Genomic DNA, 26502 nt, shown 5'->3' on the forward strand with positions numbered 1-26502 from the left:
AGCTCGCCATCATCGATCGTCGGCCGGTGACGGGATTGAAGGCCCAGGCCGATCGGTCAAAACCGGCTGGCAAATCCGCCAGCCGGTTTTGATATCGCATAAAGAGACAGCTATTTGTCGCGATAGAGCTTTCGGCTGCCATCACCGACGCGGACGGCGACGGGGACCGAGGCACGACGCCCCATCGACCTGGCCTTCACGCTACCGTCGATGCGTTTGCGCTCGAGGTGGTAGGCATAGGCGAACTGACCCGAGATGCCTGCGACGACAAAGAGCGCGCCGATCATCTGGTCGTGGTTGGTAATGTAGAGCAGCACCTGGCCCGCCATTGCAAGGATTGTCCCTGCCACGAAGATATTCAGCGAGTGGCGGCCAATGATGGTGAGGGGATGATCCGACGGACGGCGCAGGATACGAGACAGGACGGGAATATTGATAACGAGGTAGCTGAGCGACAACACGTGCAGCAGCCGCGGCAGTGACAGGAAGGTCTTGTCGAAACCGGTAAGGACGGGCGGCAAGCCAAGCGCTGCCAGGACGTTGCCAAGGTCCCAGAGCTGGCCCACGACCCAGGCAAAGGACAACGCCACGTAGCCAGAAGCCAGCACGAACAACATCGGGTGCTCCGGCAGCTTGCCGCCGCGCTTGACATGCATGATGCCGACGGCACCGATCGTGAACAGGAACTGCCATGAGAGTGGATTGAGGAACCAGTAGTCGGCGATGAGCATGTTGTGCGGCGCGATCTGGTAGACGCCGGCCACCAGCCACACAGCCGCCGAAACACCAAGCGCCAGAAGCGGATGGGCCGAGTAAAGAAGCAAGATGATCGGTACCATGAGCATCAGTGCGCCGTACATCGGCAGTATGTTGTTGTAGCCGATCTGGTGACCAAGCAGAAGCAGGGCGGGTATTCCTTCTGTCAAGTTCATCAAGACGGCAAGGATATTGATTTCGACCAGCAATCCCGGCCGGTGGAACAGCCAGGCGCCGCAAATGAACAGCGCGAGCGTCATGAAGGTCGTGATCATATGGGCGAGATAGAGCGTGAAGGCGCGCTTGATCGCCTTTTTCGCCATGTCCAGTCGCCTGCCGACCTTGAAGCCGGAGCCATAGGCGAGTCCGACCGCGATGCCCGAGATCAGCACGAAGGCTTCGGCGGCATCGGAGAAGCCGAAATTCTTTGTCGTGACATACTCGAATATCTGACCGGGAACGTGATTGATGAAAATCGTGATGAGGGCAAGGCCACGCAAAACATCAAGCCTCGTATCGCGCGCTGGTCGCACTGCTGATTGGGGCAAGCGCTCAGCGCCGATGGCGTATTCCGGCGTAGCCGCCATGATGTCTCTCCTGTTTCGATCTGCAAACGCGGTTGCAGCCAAAAAGTTTCACCTTTTGGCTGCAACGAATCGCCGGAGTGTGAGCGTCGAAAATGCTGCTATCCGACCAAATATCCCTCATGGGGATTGGCGACTTCGCTGCCGTTGATGACCACAGTGTAGCCGTCGGGATGGGACGATTTTGAGACCGAAATGCGATAATTCACACCTGAATGCTCGATCTCTGCCGAAAAGCCGTCCCAACCGCTCGGCAGTGCTGGACGAACGAAAATCCGTCCGTTTTTCAGACGGATGCCGAGAATCCCTTCGACGGCAGCTCGGTAGAGCCAGCCCGCAGAGCCCGTATACCACGTCCAGCCGCCGCGACCCTTGAGCGCACCTTCGCCGTAGACGTCGGCAGCCACCGTGTAGGGCTCGACTCGATAGTGCTCGGCCGAGGCTTTGTCGCGCGCATGGGTGATTGGGTTCAGAAGTTCGAAGCAGGCCATTGCTTCATCGCCGCGGTTGAGCTCAGCAAGCGCCATAACCACCCACGTGGCCGCATGCGTGTACTGGCCGCCATTTTCGCGAACACCGGGGGGATAGGCTTTGATATAGCCGGGATCCCGGACCGACGTGGCAAAAGGCGGGGTAAAGAGCCGGATGATTCGCGTTTCTTTGTCCACAAGGCGGTTCAGAACTGCGTCCATGGCCTTGGCCGCGTGAACCGGATTGCCTTCGCCGGAAAGCACGCTCCAGGATTGTGCAATCGAATCGATCTGGCACTCCAGGCTTTCCTTCGAACCGAGCAGACTGCCATCGTCGAAGGTGCCACGGCGATAATAGCCGCCATCCCAGCCTTCACTTTCGAGCGCAGCTTTCAGTTCGCCAAGATGTTTCGTCCAGCGCTCGGCGCGGGCTGTATCGCTCCGTTCGTGCGCATAGGCAATGAAGGACCGCAGGGCGCCTGCCAGGAACCAGCCAAGCCAGACGCTTGTGCCCTTGCCTTGGATGCCGACACGGTTCATGCCGTCGTTCCAGTCGCCGCCCATGATCAGCGGCAGGCCGTTGGACCCCTTGCGCTTGATTGCGAGATCAAGGGCCAAGGCAGCATGCTCGTAGATGCTGGCCTTGTCGTCCGATATCTCCGGGCGATAGAAGGAATCGTGCTGGCCTTCGAGCAACGCCGGGCCCTCGAGGAACGGTAATTCCTCGTCAAGCACGCTCTTGTCGCCCGTTGCGCTGCAATAGTGATGTATCGCATAGGCGAGCCAGACCACGTCGTCCGAAATCAACGTACGGACACCGGCGCCTGTACCCGGCAGCCACCAATGCTGGACATCGCCCTCGCGGAACTGCCTCGAGGCGGCATTGACGATCTGGTTGCGCGCGAGTGATGGATCCTGAAGCACGAAAGCCAGCGTATCCTGCAACTGATCGCGGAAGCCAAAGGCGCCACTTGCCTGGTAGAAGGCCGACCGTGCCATGATGCGGCAGCCAAGGCTCTGGTAGGGCAGCCAGGCATTGACAAGATTGTTCATGGCCTGGTTCGGCGTCGAAATCTGAACCTTGCCCGTAAAGCTCTGCCAGAAATCGCGGTTTTCCTGAACTGTGTCCTCGACAGAGGTCGTACGGATCTCGGCGATCAAGGCTTGGGCCTCTTGCCTCGAAGCCGTGTCGCCCAGGAAGAAGGTGACGTCACGCTCTTCCCCGGCACCGATTTCGATATCGATAGCGAGAGCTGCTGCCGGATCGCCGTCAAGTTCCGTGGCGCCGGAAAGCGCAACGGATGTCTTGAGCGCCTGCGGAGCCTTGATCGTGCCCGCCTTTCCGATGAACTCGCGCCTGCTTGTGGTGAAGCTGGAGGGCTTCACGCTGGCGGCAAAGAAGGATACCCGGTTCGAATAGTCGATGCTGTACTGGTTGGCGGCAAGGAGTGCGCCGGTTTCCTCGTCACGGGACGAGAGGATGAAGGGGACCGAGCGCTGTGCGTTGTTGCCGAGAACCCACTCGACATAGCCATAGAGCCGCAGCTTGCGCGCCGAGGTGCCCATGTTGCGCAACCGGACGCGCTGCAGCTTGACCGGCCTTAGGCGATCGACCGTCTGAGTGACTTCCAGCGCGATATCGTCCTGCTCGCTGGAGAAGACGGAGTAGCCGAGGCCATGGCGCGCCTCAAAGCGGACATCGCTCCGCTGCGAAAGCCCCGCAAAGGGGGTCATCAGCGCACCACTTTCCAGGTCGGTGACGTAAATCGCCTCGCCCGAGCGGTTGACGACGGCATCGTTCGACCAGGAGGTCAACTGGTAGTCTCGCGAGTTGACGCTCCAGGTGAAACCTGCGCCTTCCGCAGACACATGGAAGCCGAACTTCTCGTTCGAGATGACGTTGATCCAGGGCTGCGGTGTTGCCGTGCCGCCAGCAAGACGAACGACATATTCGCGGCCATCGCGGGCAAAACCGCCAAAGCCGTTCCAGAAGTCGAGATCGCCTTCGTCCTCGATCGCAAGCGCCGAAGGCCTGGGTTGCACGACACGCGCCACGCGCTTGACCGGGGTCTTACGCTGCTCGCGTTCCATTTCCGGCAGGTCGTCCTTGGACGGTGCTGAAAGGGCGATGGCGCGGTTGATCTGATCAACGACCTTGCCGTTCTTGGCATGGAAGGTGACGCGCGAAGCAGCGATCAGGGCATGATAGGTCGCCTCCTCCATCAGGTCCTTGCGGACGGCAAAGATATGCTGGCGAAGGCCATCGGCCTGACCAATGCGGCGCACGTTTTCGCACATCTGGTCCACGGCATGCTGCATGTCCTGCGCATAGGAGGATGCACGCTCGTTCATGATGACAAGATCGGCCGTCACGCCACGCGAGCGCAGATATTCTTCCGCCAGCAATGCCTCGCGAACGATATCGAGATCCATGTCGTCATCGATGCGCAGCATAAAGATCGGGAAATCGCCGGAGATCGCAAGCGGCCACAGAGACGATTGTGACTGCATGCCGGCTCGAACTGCCGCAGCATCGGCGCGCAAATCCATGTCCGGATAGACCAAATGCCGGCCGAGATACTGGAAGGCGGCAGCCTGCTGCGACGTCACGCCGACATGGCGCATCTGCACCTGCGTGCGTGTCCAGGCCTGCACGAGCTCATGGTTGAAGGCATCGGCGTGCCGGTAGCGCTCGACAGCCTTGTCCACCTCGTCGCGGCTCGGAGCGGCGATCGTCCAGAAGATCACGCTGACCTTCTTGCCGGCTGGGACACGAACCGTGCGGCGCAGCGAAAGGATCGGATCGAGCGTGAAACCGTCGGTACCCGATAGCGTCGCGCCGGGATCGAAGGCTGCGGCTTCCGCAAGACTACGGCCGCGGCCGAGGAATTTGCGGCGATCGGTCTCAAATTCCGTTTGTCGGGAGGGACCTGCACTGTCGACGATCAAATGGGCGATGCTCATATTCGGTTCGCCCGGATCGCGTCTGTTGCGTTCGGCACGGATGACGTCGCCGCGCCTGCCGAATTCCGTCTTCACGAACATGCGGGCGAAAGCCGGATGGGCATTGTCCGTGTCGTCCAGGGTGATCACGGGTTCCAAATAGGAGGTGACTTCGATGAAGCGGTCTTCCGATCCCATGTTGAGAAGCGTCAGCCTGCGGCCTTCCGCATCATGCTCAGTCGCAACGATGCATTCCAATTCACTGCTGAGGTCGCCAACGACCTTAGTGAATTCCGCCTTTTCGTCGGCGAAGAGCACATTGACCTTTTCGCCGTCGACACTTTTTGGTTCGGCGGTGGCCGACCACCATTCGTTGGTCGCGGTGTCGCGCAGGAAGATGAAGCTTCCCCAGCGGTCTTCCGTCGGGTCGGCTTTCCAGCGGGTAACGGCCTGGCCGTTCCAATGTGCGTAGCCGGCACCGGTCGCCGTCAGCATCATCGAATAGTGACCGTTGGACAGGAACATGAGTTCGCGATCGCGCGAAAGTGGATCGGCGATCTTGCGAAGCTCCGGCCGCAGCAGGTCTTCCTGGATGCTGGCGGGCGTATCCGATTCGTGTTTGCCGCTCATGACGGGGATGTCGCGCGGCGCCTTTTCCTGCAGCAGCAGTTCGGCTGCTTCGATCACCGGATCGGAGTGGAAGAGCTCACGCAGATGCCCATTGAAAGCGACATTGGCAACCGCGGCGATCGACATGCCGTGATGGTGCGCATAGTAGTTGTAGACAACAGCGCATTTCTTGCCTTCCGGCACCCGGGTCGGCGTGAAGTCGACGGCATCATGGAACCCGAATTTGCCGAGCGCACCGAGCTTGCGCAGTCGCTGCAGATTTTCGAGCGCCCCTTGCGGATCGTATTGGCTGGCGAGGATCGATGCATAAGGCGCGATGACCGCATTGTGGCCGAGACCACGCTTCAGGCCAAGCGTAGGCACGCCGAAGTTCGTGTATTGATAGTTGAGGTTATGGTCGCGAGCATTGAAGGCCGCTTCGGAAATGCCCCACGGAATACCGAGTTTGCGTCCGTAGTTCATCTGCTCGACCACGACCAGGTTGTTGGTCTGATTGAGAATGCCCCCGCCTCGCTCCTGCATGACGAGCGGCGGCATCAGATATTCGAACATCGAGCCGGACCAGGAGACCAGAGCGCCGCGCGAACCGACCGGCACGACTTGGCGGCCGAGGCGGTACCAATGTTCCGTCGGCAGGTCGCCCTTTGCGATGCCGAACAGACTGGTCAGCCGGCATTCCGACGCCAAAAGGTCGTAGCAGGCCTGGTCGAGCTCGCCGCTTTCGACGCGATAGCCGATCGAAAGGAGGCGGCGTTCGGGACGGAACAGGAAGCTGAAATCCATCGAGAAGGCGAGATCGCGGGCCTTGTCGCGAAGGGCGATCAGCCGTGGCCGCAAAGCATCGATATTTGAAAGGTCGAATGTGCTGTCGGAGATATGCGCTTCGCAAATCTTGACCAGCGCTTCGGCCCAACGGGTAAGTTCGCCGCTGAGTGCCGACTTCACTTCGTGATCGAGATTTGCCGCAAGCTTCTGGATGTCACGGGCAAGAACCGCAAGGTTGATGACGCGGATCGAGGCGAACTCGTGCTCGCGCTTGACGGCGGCGAGCGCGTTCTGGAAGCCGACGATGCGTTCTTCCAGGCGACGGCGAAGCGGACGGACCGTCTTGCGATCGTCTGGAAGGTCGGCCAGCACTTCGGCGAGGATGCCGGCAGTGTCGCCGACGCCGTCGAGATTGCCCTGCATATGCGCTGATGGCGCCTCGGCCCAATTGCGGCAAGCCGACGAAACGGCAATCAGGTGACCGGCGAGGTTGCCGCTGTCGACAGCCGAAACATATCGCGGCCCGAGGGTCTGAAGCGTATCGGTGTGGTACCAGTTGAAGAGGTGGCCGCGATACTTTTCCATCTTGTCGATGGTGCCGATCGTCTGCTCCAGCCGCTCGATCGTTTCCTCGAAGGAAAACCAGCCGAACTGGCGGCCGGAAACGACCGAGAGCAGGTACACCCCGATATTGGTCGGCGAGGTGCGGCTCGCGACGGTGACGTGCGGCGTCTCCTGGATGTTATCCGGCGGCAGGTAATTCTGTTCCGCCGTCGTGAACGTATCGAAGTAGCGCCAGGTGCGGCGCGCGATCTTTCTGAGCTCGCTTGAGACCGAATCGGCGACTTCCAGGCGGTCTTCGGTTTCTGCCGACTGGCTGACATACCAGGCAACGAGCGGCGACAGGGTCCATAGCAGGGCAAATGGAATGCCGACGAGGAAGGCGTTGTCGCCGGGAAGTGCGGCAAAGCCCAGCGCCAGCAGCGCGAGCACCGGGGCGTGCCACATCGCTCCATAGTAGGACAGGATCGTTCCCTGCCCGCCCGCCTGGACGCTGGCAGCTGTGCGCCATTGCAGCATTAACTTATGGCTGACGAGAAGCCGGTAAAGCGAGCGGCCGATTGCATCGGCCATCATGCAAGCCGCATCGGCGATGAAAACGATACGAAGCGCCACTTGTGCGTTGGCGGCTCGGATATCCGACCACACGGTATATAGATGTGCCCGTGCAACGATATCGCTGGTGCGCGGAATAATGCCGTGGATGAGTGACAGCGTCGGAGCAACGAAGAGGCAGAAGATCAGGAGGATCTGCCATACGAGTGCGCCAAGCGGACCCATAAAATACCAGCCGAGCACGGATGCGAAGAACCAGGCGATCGGCGTCAGCGAGCGGCGAAGGTTATCGAACATCTTCCAGCGCCCGAGAGCGGTGACGCCGTATTTTGGATTGAACATGTATGGCAGAAGCTGCCAGTCGCCACGCGCCCAGCGATGCTGGCGCGAAGCCTCGACTTCGTAGCGGATCGGGAAGTCTTCGACGAGCTCGAGATCGGTGACGAGTGCGCAGCGCGCCATCGACCCTTCGAGAAGATCGTGGCTCAGTACCGAATTCTCATCGATGCGGTCCCTCAGCGAAGCTTCGAAGGCATCGACATGATAAAGGCCCTTGCCGGTAAAGGTGCCCTCGCCGGCGAGGTCCTGATAGACATCGGAGACCGTGAAGACGTAAGGGTCGAGACCGCGATTGATCGAGAAGACGCGCTGGAAGACCGAAGCGTCCTTGCCTGTCGTCAGCGACGGGGTCACGCGCGGCTGCAGCACGCCATAGCCGCTTTCGACACGGCCGGTCTTCAGGTTTATGACCGGACGGTTGATCGGATGATAGAGTTTGCCGACAAGCTTGGTCACGGCATCGCGCATCAGGCGCGTGTCGGAATCGAGCGTCATGACATACTGAACGCCAGCCGGCACAATATTGGCGCCCGGCAGATAGGTCGTATCGCTGTCGCCGCGCAAAAGCATGTTCAGCTCGTGCAGCTTGCCGCGCTTGCGCTCCCAGCCCATCCAGACGCCCTCTGACGGGTTGTAGAGGCGGCGGCGATGCAAGAGATAGAAGCGCGTTTTGCCGTCATAGGCGTAACGTGCCGAAAGATTGGCGATTTCACGTCGGGCGTAGTCGAGCACTTCCAGGTCGTTCGGCGTCTCCTCCAGGTCGCTGTCTGGCCAGTCGCTCAGCAGCGCGAAATAGATTTCGCCGCGCGGATTGGCGAGATAGTGGACCTCGAGATTGCGAACCAGGTCGTCGACGCTGTCGCGGTTCGAAATCAGGCACGGCACGACAAGCAGCGTACGTGCATCCTGCGGGATGCCTTCCTTGAACTCGTAGCCGACAAGCCGCGACGGCGTCACGAAGAAGGATAGCAAGGTGTTGAAAAGACCGGTCGCCCCTTCCGATGCCGGAAGAGAGAACATGATCAGCAATATGGCAATTTCCAACGTGCCCATGCCGGCATTGGCCATGAAGCGTCCGACGATGGCCATCGCAATGACGGTAAGCAGCATGACGGGGACGGCGATCGACAGCCAGTTGAACTTGCGGACTGTTCGTACAAAATGCTGAACGGCGGTCGGACGATAATTGGCACGTTCTTCAAGCTTTGGCCGGTGCATTCCGGCAAGAAAGCCGCCGACATTCGGCTCATGCGGCTGCGGTTCCTCGGAAGCCCTGGCTTCGCTGGTCATGTCGAGCGCCAACTGGGCGACTTCCATTTCCGTCAGCGGCGAGCGCTTGGCGAGCTTTTCGATCTGTTTGCGGTACTTGTTGCGTGATCCCGAATCGAGGATGCCGTAATCTGAGTTCTCCCAGAGCAGCTTGTCGACGTGGCTGACCTGCTCGACCCAGACCGACCATTCCGCATCGTCGATCTCGCGAAGGCTCCGGATGATGTTGCCCATCGTGACATTGCCGGAGGATAGGCGGCTATGTTCCGCCATCGTCGCTTCTTCGGTATCACGGCCGAGCATTTCCAGACGCTCGTCGAGCCAGGCGATCGCAAGACTGGATGCCTGCGAACCGTCGCGCATGCGATACAGGAACTGCGTCGAGAAGGTATTGTCCTCGGCAAGCGGTTCGAGCGTCCTCAGATACTCCGCAGCCTTTGCCGGATCGTCCAGCCGCACGAGTTCATCGGCCGCCTCGTTTGCACGGCGGCGTATGCGCCGGCTGCGTTCGACGCGGCTGGAAATGCGCCGGAGGTTTTCGACGAGGACATAACGCACGAGTGAGGGAACCGCCCAAAGCTCACCGATGCGCAACGTCTCACCCAGCTGGAAGCCGTCGACAAGCGCCGTCAGACTTTCCTGTGAAACGGTGCTGTGAGTGTGCGCGACATAGAGCCAGGCGAGCACCAGCGTGCGCGGTACCTGCACACCACCGACATCGATGGTCGGCAGCTCGCGATAGAAGCGCCGCGGAAAGTCGCGGCGGACCTCCTGAATTGCCTCTTCGACGATATAGTGGTTATCGAGAAGCCATTCGGCGGCAGGCGTGATCGTCTCGCCCGCCTCCACGTCGGCCGCCGTCGTGCGGTACACGCGCAGGATTTCCCTCTCGTTCTCCTTATGCCGTGCAAAAAAATCGAAGGCAGTGAAAGCCGGCAGCGAATCGACGCCTTTGCGGGCGATCGATTCACCCATCGCCTTGATGTCTTCGATTGAAAGGTAGGTCGAGCGGACCGAGTCGTTGTGATCGATGTGCTTGACTTCGGATTCGCGTGGCGGGTTTGGAGACGGAATGGAAATGGTCATGGGTTCGGTTCTGGGTCCAAACTAAGTTATGGTGATTTTGCCTAGCCTTTTGCACCGGCAATTATGACTGCGACATGAACGGCCAAGGGCCTTTGCAGGAAGATGCGAAAGCCGAAGATTTCCGATACGAAACGGCTTAGGCCTGATTTATGGCACGATTCTGCCGGTCATGGCCGACTTTTGCTTCCACCCCCAAGAACCATCCGGGAAAGTTGGACACCAAGGCGATAATTCAAGTCGACAGGCACGCAATTGCCCAGCCTTGCCTACCTCAATTCGGCAGTTTTCACTACTCAAAGAAAAATCCGGCGCCCGTCGGGCACCGGATTTCAACGCAATTGGACCATTGTTGTAGTTGGCCGAAATTCGCGGTTCACGCAGAAGAATGTCCAGCCACAGACAGATTTGAGAAGTCTCGCAATGTGCCGACACCATGCCGCCACGAAAGCTTGATCAGCCGATGACGCCGCACACCAAGGCTGCAACGAAAGCGAACGCTGCGGCAAACAGCGTGGCATTGAGCGCAAAATGAAGCTTCTGGCGCATCGAAGCGGGCTTCTTGGCCGGTACGGAACCGTAATAGTTCGCGTGAGTATGCGAAATACCCAGGTCTGCCATGTGTTGCCTCCGTCTCTTTTTATTGGCGCGGCGGTATGCCGGCACGGTTATTCCTATATTCTCTATAAGATAGGTAGAGATGAATTTCCTTCCACAGTGCAAGCGATAGAAAATCTATCCGCCTCAGCAAAGAGTGCGCCATGCCCAGATCAACGAACGCTCAATCGCGTTTTCTTCTCTTTGGGCACATGAGGCCGCCTCGATCGATCGGCGATCTTTTTCAGCAGGAATGGAAACGCTTGTTTGCTCGCTCCGTTCAACCCTGGCCGGAGGATCGAGATATCCCATGGTCATTCCGCCGAGAAAGAACATGCTTCACCTCCTGATCACGAAAGCTAACACTCGTTAACACGATCATGACAGATGGAATTCGGCTGTCAATAGTCTAGTCGAATAGTCGTCTTTTAACGGCTGCTTAACCTTTGATGGGTCAAGATCCCAAGGGATTTCAAATATTTGAAAAACCTGCGTTTCAGGCTTTGACGAAGCCTTTGCTCGCGACCATCAAATTTCTCGTGTAATTCTCATGAATGTCGCCGCTGGCCAGTTGGCCGGAGGTCAGCCGCTCGACGACGACGCCGTTGCGCATCACGGCAAGCCTTTCACACATATGGGTAACGACACCAAGGTCGTGGCTCACCATGACAAAGGTCAGTTTGCGGTCACGCCTGATCTGTTCCAGCAGATTGAGCACTTCGGCCTGCACGGAAGCGTCGAGCGCCGACGTCGGTTCGTCGAGCAGCAGGATCGACGGTTCGACGATCAGGGCGCGCGCAATCGCCACACGCTGCCGCTGGCCGCCGGAAAGCTGGTGCGGATAGCGGAAGCGGAAGCCGTTTCCAAGGCCGACCTCGTCCAGTGCCCGCGCGATGCGCTTCTCGCTGTCGGCAATCCCGTGAATTGCCAATGGCTCGAGTAGCAGCCGGTCGATCGTCTGCCGTGGGTGCAGCGAGCCATAAGGGTCCTGGAACACCATCTGGACATTTCGATAGAAAGACTTGGTGCGTTTTGCACCCTGCAGCAGCTGATCATGAATGCGAATTGCGCCAGCCTTGACTGGCGCAAGGCCCGCTACCGCACGAAGCAGCGTCGACTTGCCGGAACCGGATTCCCCAACCAGCCCGAAGGAGCCGCCGGACGCCACCGCGATGCTGACATCTTGAAGCGCATGAAAATCGTCATAGACGACGCTGAGATTTTCGACCGAAAGCGCCGCGCTCATGCAGCCCACTCCGGCTTGCGGTCGAGTACCGGCAGCGGATGTCGATCTTCGCCGATTTGCGGCATGCAGTTCAACAGTCCCTGCGTATAGGGATGCTGTGCATTTTTGAGGTCACTAGCCCTAAGCTCTTCAACGATCTTTCCGGCATACATCACGATGACGCGGTCGCAGAACGAAGAAACAAGACGCAGATCGTGCGACACGAAGATAAGCCCCATGCCGCGCTCGGAAACCAGCTTGTCCAGGATCTTCAACACGTCGAGCTGCACGGTAACGTCGAGCGCCGAGGTCGGCTCGTCAGCGATCAGCAGTTCCGGCCCGGCAATCAGCATCATAGCGATCATTGCACGCTGGCCCATGCCGCCTGAGACCTCATGGGGGTAGAGATCGAAGACACGCTTCGGATCGTGAATCTGCACCGCCTCCAGCATGGCAAGCGCCCGTTCGGTCGCCTCGGCCTTGCTGACTTTCTCATGCGTTCTCAGCGTCTCGCAGATCTGCCTTCCGATCGACATCACCGGATCGAGCGAGTATTTCGGATCCTGAAGCACCATGGCGATGCGCTTGCCGCGCAGGAGCCGCCGTTTCTTCGCTGAGGCCTGAAGCAGATCGATGCCGTTGAAGTCGAGCTTGTCGGCCGTGACGATGCCATGCTTCGGCGTCAGCCCCATGATCGCTCGGCCGGTCTGCGACTTGCCGGACCCGGACTCCCCGACAATGGCGAGGCGTTCCTTGCCGAGCGTGAAGGAAACGCCGCGAACAGCCTCGATCACGCCGGTGCGGGTCGGGTAGCTGACCTTCAGGTTGTCGACCGTCAGCAAAGCCATCATTGGCCGCTCTCCTTGGGATCGAGCGCATCGCGCAGGCCGTCGCCAAGCAGGTTGAAACCGAGGCTGACGATGAGGATCGCAATGCCCGGCATGGCTGCGACCCACCATTGGTCGAGAATGAAACGGCGGCCCGAGGCGATCATCGCGCCCCATTCCGGCAGTGGCGGCTGCGCGCCGAGACCGAGAAAGCCGAGTCCGGCAGCCGTCAGGATGATGCCCGCCATGTCGAGCGTTACGCGAACGATCAGCGACGAGAGGCAGAGCGGCATGACATGGCGGATGATGATGCGGAGCGGCGATGCGCCCATCAGCTTGACCGCCGAGATGTAATCCGAGCGACGCACCGTCAGCGTTTCGGCCCTGGCGATGCGGGCGTAGGGCGGCCAGGACGTGATTGCAATGGCGATGATCGCGTTTTCGATGCCCGGCCCGAGTGCCGCGACAAAGGCAAGCGCCAGCACCAGTTTCGGGAACGCCAGGAAGATATCGGTGATACGCATCAGCACTGCATCCAACCATCCCCCGGCATAGCCGGAGACCGTACCGACGATCAGTCCAATCGGCGCCGAGATGATCGCAACCAGCACGACGACGAAGAGTGTCAGCCGCGACCCGTAGATCAGGCGCGAAAGAATATCGCGACCCTGATCGTCCGTTCCAAGCAGGTACTCGCCGGTACCTGGCGGCAGAAGCCGCGCATTCTTGAGATCGCCGACCACCGGAGAATGGGTGGCCAACAGATCGGCGAAGGCGGCAACCAGGAGCAGGGCGATAATGATAATGAGACCCAGGACGGCCAACCTGTTCGCACTGAACTGCCGCCAGGTCACATAGGCGCGCCCGAGACGGGCCTGTACACGTGATTGCGGGCGATCGGAAAGCAGCCACTGGCGGCGGCTCATCGGCGCTGACTGGCTGGTTGGAACCGTCATCGGCTTCGCGTCCTTGGATCGAGCGTCCGGTAGAGAAGGTCGGACAGGAGGTTGATGCCAATGAACACCGTGCCGATGACGATCGTGCCGCCGAGGACAGCGTTCATGTCGGCGTTCTGAAGGGAGTTTGTGATGTAGAGGCCAATGCCCGGCCAGGAAAATACCGTCTCCGTCAGCACCGAGCCTTCGAGAAGCCCGGCGTAGGAGAGCGCAATCACCGTCACAAGCGGCACCGCGGCATTGCGCAATGCGTGGCCCCAAATTACCCGGGTTTCCGAAAGCCCTTTGGCGCGCGCAGCCACGATATACTCCTGACTGAGCTCGTTCAGCATGAAGCTGCGCGTCATCCGGCTGATATAGGCGAGCGAGAAATAGCCGAGCAGCGATGCCGGCAAGATAATGTGGCGAAAGACGTCGTAGAAGACATCCCACTGCCCCTGCCAGACGCTATCGATCAGGTAAAAGCCGGTAATTGGCGTGAACGTATATTCAAAGACGATATCGATGCGCCCTGGAAAGGCCACCCAGCGCAGTTGGGCATAGAATATGACTAGCGAGATCAGGGCCAGCCAGAAGATCGGCACGGAATAGCCGACAAGCCCGACGACGCGCACGATCTGGTCGACAAGGCTGCCGCGCCGCACAGCCGCAAGCACGCCGAGCGGAATGCCAAACAGGGCGCCGATAATGGTGCCGAGGGTCGCAAGCTCGATCGTTGCTGGAAAGACGCGTCGGATATCGGTCATCACCGGATTGGTGGTCAGCACCGAATTGCCGAAATCACCAGAAAGGATGCCTTTGATATAGATGAAGAATTGCTGATAGAGCGGCAGGTTGAAGCCGAGCTCTTCACGCACGCGCTCCACGACATGCGTCGGCGCGCGGTCACCAAGGATTGCAAGAACCGGATCGATCGGCACGACACGGCCGATGAAGAAAGTGACGGCCAGAAGCCCCAGATAAGTCGTCACGGCAGCGATCAGGAAACGCCCGATTGCTTTTGCAAGAGGAACGGCACGACCCTTCGCGGGCCGCGCCTCCATTTTTGTTTCTATAATGCTCAACGAACCAATCCTGCCGGATCATTCCTTGGCGATTGGGCCGACGAAGTTCGTATCGAAGCTCGGTCCGAGTTTGAAGTCCTTCAGGTTCTTGCGATAGCCGGCGACTTCGATCTGCTGGAAGATGAAGATGAAGGGGCTGTTCTCCAGGTACTTCTTCTGGATCTCCTGGTACATGGCGGCGCGCTTGGCACCGTCGCGCTCAAGCAGTGCTGCCTTGGCCTGCTTGTCGAGTTCCGGGGTTTCGAAGGCATTGCGCCAAGCGAGCGTCTTGTTCGTGCCCGCATCCGAATTGTCCGGGTTCGCCGTGAAGGTATCGGCATTCGAGTTCGGGTCGAAGTAGTCGGAACCCCATTGACCGATATACATGTCGTGCGTGCGGGCGCGGTATTTCGTTAGTGTCTGTTTGCCGTCGCCCGGAATGATTTCGAGCTTCACTCCGGCTTGTGCCAGCGTCTGCTGCATGGATTCGGCAATGCCGGTGACGGGCTGAGTGTTCCGCACGTCCATCGTCACCGAAAAACCATCCGCAAGACCGGCCTTTGCCAGCAGTTCCTTCGCCTTGGCGACGTCGAGCTTGAACGGATTTTCGTCGAGCGCACCGAGCTGGCCCTTCGGCAGGAACGTCTGATGGATTTCGCCGATGCCCTTTATGAGCGTCGAGCTGATCGCATCGTAATCCACGAGATACTTGAAGGCCTGCTGTACCTCCGGCTTCTTCAGGTTCTCGTTCTTGAGGTTGAGGCTGACATAATAGATCGTGCTTTTCGGTGCGCTCGCCACCGCGAGGTCGGCGTTCTTCGAAACGGCGTCGAGATCGCCCGGCTCAAGATTGCGCGCGATATCGATGTCGCCTGCCTCCAGCGCCAGACGTTGTGCGGCACTTTCCTTCATGTAGCGGTAGATGACGCGGTTCAGCTTCGCCTTGTCGCCATAGTAATTGTCGTTGCGCTCCAGCACGACGACTTCGTTGGCGCGCCATTCGCGAAGCTTGTAGGCGCCGGAGCCGGCATAGCCCGTCTTCAGCCATTCATTGCCGAAGTCGTTGTCATACTTGTATTCCGCGCTCGGCGTCATCGGCTTGATGTGATCCATCACCAGCTTCTTGTCGACTACGGAGGCAACCGTCGCCGTCAGGCAGTTCAGCACGAAGCTCGGCGCATAGGCCTTGTCGACCGTGAAGACGAACGTGTTTTCGTCCGCAGCCTTCGCCTTTTCAGTCACGTTGTCTCCGGTCAGGCCGAACTGTGTCAGGATGAATGCCGGGCTCTTGTCGAGTTTGACGGCGCGCTCGAAGGACCAGGCGACATCCTCCGCGGTGACCGGGTTGCCTGAGGCGAACTTCAGACCGGGCTTCAGCTTGAACGTATAGGTCAGGCCGTCATCGGAGACGCTCCAGCTCTCGGCAAGATCACCCTTGACCTTCGCCGTGTCGTCCAGGTCAAGGCGGACCAGCAGGCTATAGGAGTTGGTTGTCATTTCCGCCGCTGAAAACTCGAAGGCCTCGCCTGGATCCATCGAAATGATGTCATCGATGGCGAGACCTTCGACGAGTGTATCCTTCGGCGTCTCGGCAAAAGCGGCAGGCGCCGTCAGCATGAGCAGTGAAAGCGCGGCACCTGCAGAAAGGGCGCGAAAGTTGCGGCTGAGTTTAGTAATCATCATCGATTTGTTCCCCTGTTCTTGATTGATTACAAAGCGGTATTTTGGCTCAGGCGTTCGTCTCCCCCCACGCCGAAGCCAGGATGCGGAGCCAGTTCTCGCTGGCGAGTTTCCGTCGATCCTCCTCACCATATCCAACGTCCCGTAGAGCGGCAATCAGCTTCTGGTTGCCAGCCGCGTCGCCTATTTCGTCCGGAATCGTCGCACCGTCGAAATCAGATCCGAACGCAACGCAATCGATTCCGACTCGCTCGACGAGATAATTGAGATGGCGGATCATGTCCGCGATCGGTGTGTCTGCCTCCGAGCGGCCATCCGCTCTCAACATCGCTGTCGCGTAGTTAAGACCGATAAGGCCATTGCTCTCCCTGATTGCATCAAGCTGCTTATCCGTCAGATTGCGCGCCACCGGCGTCAGCGCATGCACGTTGGAATGGGTCGCGACCAGCGGCTGATCAGTTGTCTTCGCCACGTCCCAGAAGCCCTTTTCGGTTATGTGGGAAAGATCGATCATGATGCCCAGGCGATTGCATTCGCGCACGAGCTCGAAGCCGGCGCCAGTCAGTCCAGGCGCAGTGTCTGGCGACATCGGGAAGGCGAAGGGTACGCCGTGTCCGAAGACGTTATGCCTGCTCCAGACAGGTCCAAGAGAGCGCAAGCCTGCCGCATGAAAGACCTCGAGCGCGGCAAGATCGGGCCCGATCGCCTCGCAGCCTTCCATATGCATGACTGCGGCAAAAACACCGCTTTCAATGGCGTTGCGAATGTCCTTTACCGTCCGGCAGAGGCGCCACGCGCCCGCCTTGTCGAGACGCAGTGCAAGCGCGGCCATCTCGGTCGCTATGCCGAGCGACGGCAGCCGGTCGAGAGGTGCCGCCAGCGGCGTTTCGTAGTGTCCGTTTCCATCGGGATCGGCAAAGACGAGATCGCCAGAGGGCACGTAGATGGCGCAGAGGCCGCCGGCGAGACCACCTTGCCGGGCGCGTGGTCCATCGATGTGGCCTGATGTCGTTCCGTTCAGAAATTCCGCGACCGGGTCGTTCCCATCCCTTTCATGTGTCCAAAGCCTGAGGAGAACGTCATTATGGCCATCAAATACAAGCTGCATCTGTTTTCCTGCTCTGCCCTGCCGAGCAAATGACAAGCATGCAGAATAGAAAAGCTGGCAGAATTGGCCAGCCCCCTTCTCAGAAATTTATGGCGGATGGATAAATGCCTGGCCTGAAGTAAAACGGGGCCCGAAGGCTGCCTGAGGGCCCCATTCCTGATCAGTGCTTTGTCCGCTTCTTCTGCCGGTAGACGTCAACGATGACAGCAGCGACGATGATCACGCCTTTGACGATTTCCTGATAATAGACGTCCACCCGCAGGCGTGCCGATATATTTGCCGTCACAGAACACCGAAAACTCGTCGGCAATCTCGAACAGCTCGTTCGTCTTGTGGGTGATGTAGACGATCCCGATTCCCTGCGCCTTCAGACCACGGACGATTTCAAAGAGATGTGCCACTTCGCGCTCGGTGAGTGCCGAGGTCGGTTCATCCATAATGAGCACGTCGGAATGATATGACACCGCCTTGGCGATCTCGACCATCTGCCGGCTTGCGACCCAAAGGTGCCGAACCTCGATGTCGGGGTCGATGGTTATATTGAGCCTATGGAAAAGCTCTTCGGTGATCCGGTACATTTCGCCATGGTCGACGAAGCCGAACCGGTTCTTGGGCTCGCCGCGGGTCCAGATGTTTTCGACAACCGCCATGAAAGGCATCAGGTTCTTGATGGATCATGGCGATGCCGTTCTCCAGCGCATCGAGCGGCGATTTGAGCGGATCTCCACGCCCTTCAGGTGCACGTCGCCCTTGTCCGGCGTATAGATGCCGGCCAATATCTTCATCAATGTCGACTTGCCGGCGCCGTTCTCCCCCATCAGCGCGTGCACGGAGCCGCGCTTCAGCGAACTGCACATCATCGAGTGCGACCACACCGGGAAATTCCTTGCGGATGCCTTCGGCGCTCAGGCGATACTCCGCGTTCGGAATCGCTCCGCTTGCACGAACGGCGGCCATAGTGGAAGGGCTGACAGCCATCTCATCTCCTCTCCGGATATCCGACGACGGACTGAGCGGATGCGAGATTGAGCCCGCATCCGCATTCTGCGCCTCAGTTCTTGGCAACGAATTCCTTGACGTTTTCCGGCGTGACGAGCTGGAATGGAATGTAGGCCTCTTTCTCGATCTCTTCGCCCTTGACGAGCTTCAGAGCCGCATCCGCCTTTGCCCTGACCGGCGGCGTCCTGTGAAAATATGAACGAGTGGGCGACGAGACGATGAAATCGTGACGGTGTGCACCTAGATGTGCAGTCGTAGCGGCGGCAACTAGTTGCCAGGAGAAATCCCCGAGGAGAAATCATGCCCATTTCCATGTACCGCCTGACCGTTCCGATGTTTCAGCGCGGACTTACAACACTAAAAAATTACCTCGAAAAGGCCGAGGCTTATGCAAGAGAGAAGGGGATCGACCCGGATGAACTCGTCGCTGCCAGGCTTGCGCCCGATATGCTGCCGCTATCTGGCCAATATCAGCGCGCGAGCGACAGCGCCAAGCTGACAGTCGCCCGCCTGACGGCCACCGAAGCGCAGATTCGAGGACAGCGAAACGACGATCGCCGAACTTCGCGAGCGTCTCGCCAAGACCGAGGCCTATCTCGCGACGATCGCGCCGGAAGCGCTCGAAGGCACGGAAACGAATGACGTGACGATCGCCCCCGGCGGCAACAAGATGACCTTCCGCGGCGACGAATACGTTACGGTCTTCGCACTGCCGAACTTCTATTTCCACGTCGCTACGGCACATGCGATCCTGCGCAATCAGGGCGTGCCAGTGGGCAAGCTCGATTATCTCGGTCGCTTCCCATGAATCTCAGGGCCGTCGCGTGACCGGCCCCTCTTTCGTCAGCTCCGTATAGGCGAGCGTCTGGTCGAGATGGCGCGCCCGGAGCGATAACAGCCTCTCGGCGCACTCAAGGCGCGTCGCCGCGTAGGCTGGATCGGAAGCGAGATTGTTGAGCTCCATCGGATCGTTCTTCAGATCGAAGAGCAGCGGCGGCAGGGCGGCAAAATGCACATATTTGAACCGTTCGTCCCGGATGACCGCGAGATTGCACTGGCTCGATTTCAGGCCGAAGTGGCGCTCTGCTTCACCATTGGCGATGTCGCGGAAATCAAATTCCCAAAATGCCGCCTCCCGCCAGTCGATCGCATCTCCATGATCGATGAACGAGCGCAATGAGCGCCCGTCGACATGGTTGGCTGCTTCGACTCCCAGGCTGTCGCAAAGCGTTGGAAAGATGTCCGCAGCACTCGTGAAGCGCTCGACCACGTGACCTCTCAGGCCCGCTGCCGCTTTCGGGTCGCGGATGATGAGGGGAATGTGATAGCTGCCGTCAAAAAAACCGCCTTTGCCGAGCGTCCAGTGATCACCCATCATCTCGGCATGGTCGGAGGTGAAGAGGATGATCGTGTCGTCCCACGCGCCGGCATCCTTCAGCCCCTGCCAGATCCGACCGAGCTGCGCATCGACCTCGGCAATCATTCCGTAATAGATCGCCCGGATGGCTGAGAAATGCTCAGCTTTCCAGTCGCTGACCGAACCCTCGGCGCCATATATGAAGCTGCCCTTGTCGCTCTTGGGCATCGAATAGCCAAGATAAGGATGCAGTGCCTCTTCGATCTTGCGGCTTTTCGCCCGCGAAAATTCGGGCCCATCTTCTGGCTTGAACATCCTGCCGAAGGGCTCCGGCACCGAAAATGGCGGATGCGGCCGCAGGAAGGAAACGTGGGCAAACCACGGCGCATCCTGTTCGCCGAGCCAGCGAATGAATTCACCGGCAAGGAACGCCGTCTGGGTTTCATCCATGGAGTAGACGGTGGGTTCCGCCGAAATCTCACCGCAGGCGACACCAGGCGGAACATGGATGTCCCGGCTGACGGCGTCGCGATGGCCACGGGAGCGCAACCACGAAAGCCACTGCTTCTCATGCTCGGGCAGGAGCTGGCGCGCGGTAAACCCTGGCAGCAGACCTTCGTAGGTCTCAAGGTGCGGGTCGTTCCTGTCAAGTTCGCGCGGATCGGGCGCGGTATCCGTATAGCCGAACAAGGTCGGGTCATAGCCGGCGCGCCGTGCCGCAAGCGCCATGTTGTCGAAGCGGCGGTCCAGCGGCGAACCGTTCCGGCATACCCGGTGGTTCATCTGGTAAAGACCGGTGTAAAGGGTTGCCCGCGCCGGCGAACAGGGTGCCGCGCCGGCGAAGTGATTGCGAAAAAGCACGCCCTCACTTGCCAGCGCATCGACGTTTGGCGTCCTGACACAGGCGTGGCCGGTGGCCGAAAGGCAATCACCGCGCCATTGATCCGCGGTGATGAAAAGGACGTTCGGCCGCTTCATGAAAGCCGCCTCAGTGATTGGATCTGGAGTGCCAGTTCCAGGCCGACTGGATGATCTGCGAAAGATCATATTGCGGTGCCCAGCCAAGCACATCGCGCGCCTTGTCGTTATTGGCCACAAGAGTGTGCGAATCGCCTTCCCTGCGCCCGATATATTCAACCGGGAAGGGCCGCTTCGACACGTCTTCGATTGCCCCGAGCAGTTCCTTGACAGTCGTGCCGGTCCCCGTCCCGAGGTTCAGAGCGACAGAATCGCCGCCCTTCAGCAAGTATTCCACGGCACGCACATGCGCATCCGCCAGATCGAGCACATGGATATAGTCGCGTACGCAGGTACCGTCGCGTGTCTCGTAGTCGCTGCCGAAGACCTTGAAGCCCTGCCGGCGGCCAAGCGCCGCATCGATTGCAAGCGGAATGGCATGGGTTTCCGGCTGATGCCATTCGCCGATCCGTCCTTCGAAATCCGCGCCCGCCGCATTGAAATACCGCAGGATCACGGATCGGAGACCCTTGTAATGGTCGTAATCGGCGAGCGCCTGCTCGACGATGTACTTCGTCCGCCCGTAGGGATTGATCGGCACCTGCCGGTGCGTCTCGTCGAGCGGTACGCTCTGCGGCAACCCGTATGTCGCGCAGGTGGATGAGAAGACGAAAGCCTTGATGCCGGCAGTCTGCGCGGCCGAAAGCAGCGTCAGCGTACCGATAACATTGTTGTCGTAGAAGGAAACAGGATCCTTCACCGATTCGCCGACTTCGATCAGGGCTGCAAAATGCAAAATCGCCGAGGGTTTGTGCTTGGCCAGTACCTCCTCGAGCCGGGAACGATCGCGAATATCGCCCTCCTCGGCGGGACCCCACCTGACGAACTCGCGATGGCCGTTCGAAAAATTGTCGAAGACGACGGGCTTGTAACCCTTGTTCGCCAGATCAAGGCACGTATGAGAGCCTATATAGCCGGCTCCGCCGACCACGAGAACAGTTTCACCTGCCATATATCACCTTTGTTGCCACATCGGATAACAGGAAGACTTAGAGGAGATGGAAGGCAAGAAAAAGAAGGAATTCACACGACGTGCTGCATCGCACAATGCCGATGTCCACAGAACCCTTGCGCTACCGGGTAAACGGGTTCGAAATTTTTTTAAGTCTTCGGCTGACGCAATGGAATTTGCCTGTCCCGCGCCCGCCGTCTTCGTCGGCCGGCGGGGCATCCCCGTGGACAAGTCGCAGGTGCAGGAGACCTTGGATTCGTGCTCGCCTGTCATGAGGAGCGCAGCAAGGCGTCGATCTCGGCGCGTGACGGCATGGCGGGGGCCGTGCCTGGCCGTGTCACGGCGATCGCCGCAGTCGCGCAACCGAAACGGGCGGCCTCGACGGGTGCATATCCTTCGGAAATCGCTGTCGCGAAGCCCCCCAGGAAGGCGTCTCCGGCCCCGGTCGTGTCAACGGCATTGCCCGCAGAAAATGCGGGCACGAATTCGCTCTGTCCGGCCGTGTGATAAAGCGCGCCGCGGGCGCCGAGCGTGATGATCGCCGCCCGTGCGCCCCGATTGAGCAGGATGTCAGCCGCGACGCGTGCCTGTTCATCGGTTTGGATTGCGTGGCCCACCAGTTCGGCTGCTTCCACCTCATTGGGTACGATGAAATCGCACAAGCCGTAGATGCTGTCGGGAATGGCGCGGGCGGGCGCGGGGTTGAAGATCGTCGTGGCCCCTGCCTTTTTCGCCATCGACAGGCCGTGCATGGCCGCCTCGAGCGGCTGTTCGAGCTGAGTCATGAAAATTGCGGCGCTTTCGATTTCCGCCCGGTTTGCATCGACATCTTCGATTCCGATGAGACCGGCCGCACCCGGCACGACGATAATGGCATTTTCGCCGCTCACTTCGTTGACAAAGATGAAGGCAGCGCCTGTGGAAACGCCTTCCATCTTCATCACATTGGCCCTGACGCCCACCGACGCATAGGCCGCAAGGGCCATTTCGCCGAACGGGTCGTTGCCGACCCGCGAGATAAATGTCACCTTGCCGCCCGCCTTGGCTGCGGCAATTGCCTGATTAGAGCCCTTGCCTCCCGGTCCGAGCGTGAAACCCGACCCCATCAGCGTCTCGGCAATGTGTGGCAGGCGCTTTGCCTTATAGGCGGTGTCGGCGGCAAAGATGCCCAGAATGACAATTCCGCTTTTTTCACTCATCTGACGGCGTCCTCCGCCGGAATGACGCCTTTCGTCAGAAGGAAGCATCCGTAGAATCGCAGCTCGCCCGTCGCGATGACACAATAGGCCTTCTTGGCGATGTCATAAAATGACATCCGTTCGATGGGATACATGGGCGAAGCCTTGCCTTCGGTGCGGTCGACAATCGACTGGACTTCCTGTTGAATTGGCGGAATTTCGTCCGGCTTGCCAATGACCTCCATGCGGCCCACCGAAGGCTGGATCGGTGTGTCCAGCGGGAAGACGGAAAGGATTGCGTCGATCGCCTGCGGCGCAGGAATGTTCTCCATGGCCAGCAGCTTGCCGAGGCGGGTCTGGCGGGCAATTGAATCAGATGGAAAGTTCATGTCGGAGATGACGAGATGATCACCATGTCCCATGTTGCAAAGCGCTTGAAGAATGTCGCCGTTGAGTTCGGCTCTGATACCTTTGAGCATTGATTTTCGACCCCTTTCTGGTGGCCGGAGCACCGGCCTGGCTTCAATTCGTATGTTCGGCGATAACCGCCTTGGGTTGCACGCGCGGGCCGGTTGAACCGCGCACGATCAGCGATCCGTCGACCATCTCGTCTCCCGTGCCTGGTGGTTCTTCGAGGAGAAGGCCGACCGCGCGCCGCGCCAGCAAATCGGCCGGCTGGCGTATCGTTGTCAGCCGCGGCACGACGAGATTGGCGAGCGAAATGTCGTCAAAACCCGTGACCGACAGCTTTCGCGGCACGTCGATCTTGAGGTCGCGGGCAGCGCGCAGCGCGCCGATGGCCTGCTGGTCGCTGGCAGCCGCGATCGCCGTGGGCCGGTCTTGTGGCGGGCGCGAAAGCAGGTCGCGGGCAATTCTTTCACCGGATTCGTAGTCGAATTTGCCGTAGGCGATTTCCAATTGAACGGCTTCGCCAGTCTTGCCGAACCGGTTGATGCGGCTGACGAATCCCTCCTTGCGCATGCGCCCGGCCTCTGTGTCGGGCGGTCCGGCGATATAGGCAATGCGGCGGTGTCCAAGCCCGTAGAGATGGTCCGCGATCAGCGCGGCCGCCTGCGCATGGTTGGTAGACACCAGGGGGAAGGTCCCGAAGCGCCGGTCCAGCGATATGACCGGGACCGGTGCTTCCAGGTGAAGGCCCGAGCTGTCGCCCGTAGCAACGACAATGATGCCGCGCACCGAACGGTCGAGAAACGCCGAAACGTGGGCCCGTTCGGCCCCGCGATCGTTATGGGAGCTTGCCAGCATGAGGCTATGCCTGCGTTCAAGCGCTGCGCGCTCGACGCTTGCCGCAAGCTGAGCGAAGAACGGATTGGTGATGTCGGGAACGATGAGGCCAATCACATCGGTTCTGCTCGTACGCAGGGCTCTCGCCGTCACGTTCGGCCGGTAGCCGAGCGCAGAAATGGCGCTGTTGACCTTTTCGCGCAGCATCGGCTTGACCGCGGCTTCGCCTGACAGCACGCGCGAAACGGTGCCCACTGATACGCCCGCATATTCGGCGACATCCTTGACTGTGGGCATCTTTGACATGTTCGTAGATCCCGCGGCTACTTTACCGCGCCTGCGGTCATCCCGGCGATGATGTGCTTTTCCAGCACGATTCCAACGAAGACCAGCGGAAGGATGCCGGCGGTGGAAAGAGCAGCCATCGACCACCAGTTGATGCCTTGGCTGCCTGTCTGGCTGGCAATCATCACCGGCAGCGTATTGGTATTGGTGGAGGTCAGCAGTGCTGCGAAGAAATATTCGTTCCAGCACAGGACTAGCGCCAGGAGGAACGCTGCCACCATTCCCGGCAGGACTAGCGGCACGATGATGCGGGCAAACGCGCCCCAGACCGACAGCCCGTCGACAAGTGCAGCCTCCTCGAGCTCCACCGGCACGGTGGCGAACTGGTCCCGCATGATCCAGACGACGATCGGCAGGACCATCAGCGTATAGACGGCAATCATACCCGCATAGGTGTCGAGCAGCGCCAGCTCCTTGTAGAGAACCAGAAACGGCAGGGCGAGGACGACCGGTGGCATAATAAGTTGCGACAGGAAGAAAAAGGAAATGTCGGAGTTGCGCATATAGCCAAACTTGTAGGAAAAGCGGCTGAGGCCGTAGGCGGCGAGCGATCCGAGCACGACGGCAAGGGCGGATGCCGAAACCGAGATGATGACACTGTTCCAGAGCCTGCGCATGAACTCGTCACGCACCGTGGAAATTTCGACAATCGTATCGGGGGAGAGCCCGAGCGAGCGCCAGCCGAGCCAGCTGGGGTTAAAATTGAACCAAGGAATGAGATTGCCGCGCATGACATCAGCGGCCGTCTTGAACGAGGTCGAAACCGTCCAGAACAGCGGGAAAATGCAGACGAACGCCCAGATGACAAGTAGCCCGTAGACAGCCAAACGCATGGCCCACCAGCGAATGCGCTGGCCGCGCGAGTATTTTTCGAAGTCGATCGAAACCATCAGAGCCTTCCTGTCATAGGCTTCACGATACGGTCGGAAATCTTCATGAGCATTGTCATGCCGAAAACGATGATCACCAGATAGACCAGTGCGAGGAGGGTCCCGTATCCGACATTCGATCGGTCGCGATATTCGCGATAGATGAAACTGGTGACGGAATCGGTCGCCCCGCCGGGCCCCCCGGCGGTCACCGTGATGATGATGTCGGCGAGCTTCAGCTTGAAGATTATGCGGATCATCACCGTCGTCACCGAAACCGGCAGCATGAGCGGGAAAATGACCTGCCAGAAGCGTTGCCACTTCGTGGCGCCATCGACTTCGGCAGCCTCCAGCACCTCCCTGGATAAGGCCTGCAATCCGGCGAGCAGCATAATCATCATGAAGGGAATGAAGGTCCATGCATCCATGATCATGATGGAAAGCTTCGCCGTCAGCGGATCACCGAAGAAGGAGGGATTTTCCCAGCCGAGCCAGCGGGCAAAGCGCGCAAGGGGGCCGAAACGGGTCTCCAGCATCGACTTGCCGACCATCCAGCTCACCGCGACCGGCGACAGCATCAACGGCACGAGGAAGGTTACACGCCAGAATTTGCGGGCAACGATTTCCTGGTTGAGGAGCAGTGCCAGGCCGAACGCGATCGCATATTCGACCGCGATTGCCAGGCAGTAAAGGATCATATTGAGCAGGGCGTTGGCATAAAACGGGTCCGCGATCATGCGGCGCAGATTATCGATCCCGTTAAAGCGCCGGCCGGTCGGCGAGGCAAGATTCCAGTCGGAAAAGCCGACCCAAAGCGCAAAGAGCAGCGGGAACACCACCATCGACACGACAAAAAGCGCGGCCGGCAGGACAAAAAGCGCCTTCTTGCCTGTCTCGCCGTAAATGACGACGCGAGTGACGCAAAGAACCGCAGCCCAGAGAAAGTAGGCATAAAGAACCGGTCGCCAGTTCTCGAAGCCCAAATTGCTCCAGCCCAGGTCATGGATAGCCTGCAATACAAAAGAGGCTAAGAACCATACGGCGCTCAGCCACAGAGCCGTGCGACCCCAGAAACGGCGGCTCGCGGAGATGGAACCGGCTTCGACCGTGTGGAGCAGGTCGCCTTCGACTGTGGACATGATCTTCCTC

The 26502-nt window shown here is 59.4% G+C and carries 17 protein-coding genes and 3 pseudogenes; 1 reads left to right on the forward strand and 19 read right to left on the reverse strand.

What is annotated here, in order from left to right; all coding sequences use genetic code 11:
- Positions 1-110: 110 nt before the first annotated feature.
- The 12 genes and pseudogenes from AM571_RS19995 to AM571_RS36390 all read right to left on the reverse strand — a co-directional run.
- A complete protein-coding gene (locus AM571_RS19995) occupies positions 111-1343 on the reverse strand; it encodes an OpgC family protein (protein ID WP_074062900.1) in 1233 nt (410 codons plus the stop codon).
- A gap of 98 nt (positions 1344-1441) precedes the next feature.
- The gene (locus AM571_RS20000) at positions 1442-9958 is read right to left on the reverse strand and encodes a GH36-type glycosyl hydrolase domain-containing protein (RefSeq protein ID WP_074062901.1); all 8517 of its coding nucleotides are present in this window, start codon (positions 9956-9958) and stop codon (positions 1442-1444) included.
- Between the two features lie 453 nt (positions 9959-10411).
- Entirely contained in the window at positions 10412-10576 is a 165-nt protein-coding gene (locus AM571_RS36985) for a hypothetical protein (protein WP_165918549.1), read from the reverse strand.
- Positions 10577-10699: 123 nt separating this feature from the next.
- Entirely contained in the window at positions 10700-10888 is a 189-nt protein-coding gene (locus AM571_RS20005) for a hypothetical protein (RefSeq protein WP_074062902.1), read from the reverse strand.
- Between the two features lie 160 nt (positions 10889-11048).
- Positions 11049-11798, reverse strand: coding sequence for an ABC transporter ATP-binding protein (locus AM571_RS20010; protein WP_074062903.1), 750 nt, complete (start codon positions 11796-11798; stop codon positions 11049-11051).
- Positions 11795-12628 (reverse strand): ABC transporter ATP-binding protein, encoded by an 834-nt coding sequence (locus tag AM571_RS20015; RefSeq protein ID WP_074062904.1) that lies wholly within the window; start codon positions 12626-12628, stop codon positions 11795-11797. Before AM571_RS20015 ends, AM571_RS20010 begins: the two co-directional genes overlap by 4 nt.
- Positions 12625-13560: an ABC transporter permease gene (locus AM571_RS20020; RefSeq protein ID WP_074062905.1), complete on the reverse strand. Its 936-nt coding sequence runs from the start codon at positions 13558-13560 to the stop codon at positions 12625-12627. The genes AM571_RS20015 and AM571_RS20020 overlap by 4 nt, the downstream gene beginning before the upstream one ends.
- Positions 13557-14624 (reverse strand): ABC transporter permease, encoded by a 1068-nt coding sequence (locus AM571_RS20025; protein ID WP_196776297.1) that lies wholly within the window; start codon positions 14622-14624, stop codon positions 13557-13559. The genes AM571_RS20020 and AM571_RS20025 overlap by 4 nt, the downstream gene beginning before the upstream one ends.
- Positions 14625-14642: 18 nt before the next feature.
- Positions 14643-16286, reverse strand: a complete 1644-nt coding sequence (locus AM571_RS20030; RefSeq protein ID WP_074062907.1) for an ABC transporter substrate-binding protein — start codon at positions 16284-16286, stop codon at positions 14643-14645.
- 46 nt (positions 16287-16332) lie between these two features.
- Positions 16333-17391 (reverse strand): dipeptidase, encoded by a 1059-nt coding sequence (locus AM571_RS20035; protein WP_074062908.1) that lies wholly within the window; start codon positions 17389-17391, stop codon positions 16333-16335.
- A 257-nt stretch (positions 17392-17648) separates the two neighbouring features.
- A pseudogene (locus AM571_RS38415) lies at positions 17649-18369 on the reverse strand (ATP-binding cassette domain-containing protein); the annotation flags it as partial.
- A gap of 73 nt (positions 18370-18442) precedes the next feature.
- A pseudogene (locus AM571_RS36390) lies at positions 18443-18578 on the reverse strand (rhizopine-binding protein); the annotation flags it as partial.
- A gap of 112 nt (positions 18579-18690) precedes the next feature.
- On the opposite strand from AM571_RS36390, the pseudogene AM571_RS20045 reads away from it, so the two are divergent.
- A pseudogene (locus AM571_RS20045) lies at positions 18691-19198 on the forward strand (DUF1993 domain-containing protein).
- A 3-nt stretch (positions 19199-19201) separates the two neighbouring features.
- Here AM571_RS20045 and AM571_RS20050 read toward each other — a convergent pair.
- From AM571_RS20050 to AM571_RS20080, 7 genes are all read right to left on the reverse strand, one after another.
- Positions 19202-20725, reverse strand: a complete 1524-nt coding sequence (locus AM571_RS20050) for an alkaline phosphatase family protein (RefSeq protein WP_074062909.1) — start codon at positions 20723-20725, stop codon at positions 19202-19204.
- A gap of 10 nt (positions 20726-20735) precedes the next feature.
- Positions 20736-21716, reverse strand: coding sequence for a UDP-glucose 4-epimerase GalE (galE, locus tag AM571_RS20055; protein WP_074062910.1), 981 nt, complete (start codon positions 21714-21716; stop codon positions 20736-20738).
- A gap of 269 nt (positions 21717-21985) precedes the next feature.
- On the reverse strand, positions 21986-22915 hold the full coding sequence (locus AM571_RS20060; protein ID WP_074062911.1) for a ribokinase: 930 nt from the start codon (positions 22913-22915) through the stop codon (positions 21986-21988).
- Positions 22912-23373 (reverse strand): RbsD/FucU family protein, encoded by a 462-nt coding sequence (locus AM571_RS20065; protein ID WP_074062912.1) that lies wholly within the window; start codon positions 23371-23373, stop codon positions 22912-22914. Before AM571_RS20065 ends, AM571_RS20060 begins: the two co-directional genes overlap by 4 nt.
- Positions 23374-23416: 43 nt before the next feature.
- A complete protein-coding gene (locus AM571_RS20070; RefSeq protein ID WP_074062913.1) occupies positions 23417-24445 on the reverse strand; it encodes a LacI family DNA-binding transcriptional regulator in 1029 nt (342 codons plus the stop codon).
- A gap of 17 nt (positions 24446-24462) precedes the next feature.
- Positions 24463-25374 (reverse strand): carbohydrate ABC transporter permease, encoded by a 912-nt coding sequence (locus AM571_RS20075; RefSeq protein ID WP_074062914.1) that lies wholly within the window; start codon positions 25372-25374, stop codon positions 24463-24465.
- Positions 25374-26492 carry a carbohydrate ABC transporter permease gene (locus AM571_RS20080; protein WP_074062915.1) on the reverse strand — a complete coding sequence of 373 codons (1119 nt, stop codon included), beginning with the start codon at positions 26490-26492 and terminating at the stop codon, positions 25374-25376. The genes AM571_RS20075 and AM571_RS20080 overlap by 1 nt, the downstream gene beginning before the upstream one ends.
- Between the last annotated feature and the right edge of the window lie 10 nt (positions 26493-26502).

This window comes from Rhizobium etli 8C-3, assembly GCF_001908375.1.
GTDB lineage: Bacteria > Pseudomonadota > Alphaproteobacteria > Rhizobiales > Rhizobiaceae > Rhizobium > Rhizobium etli_B.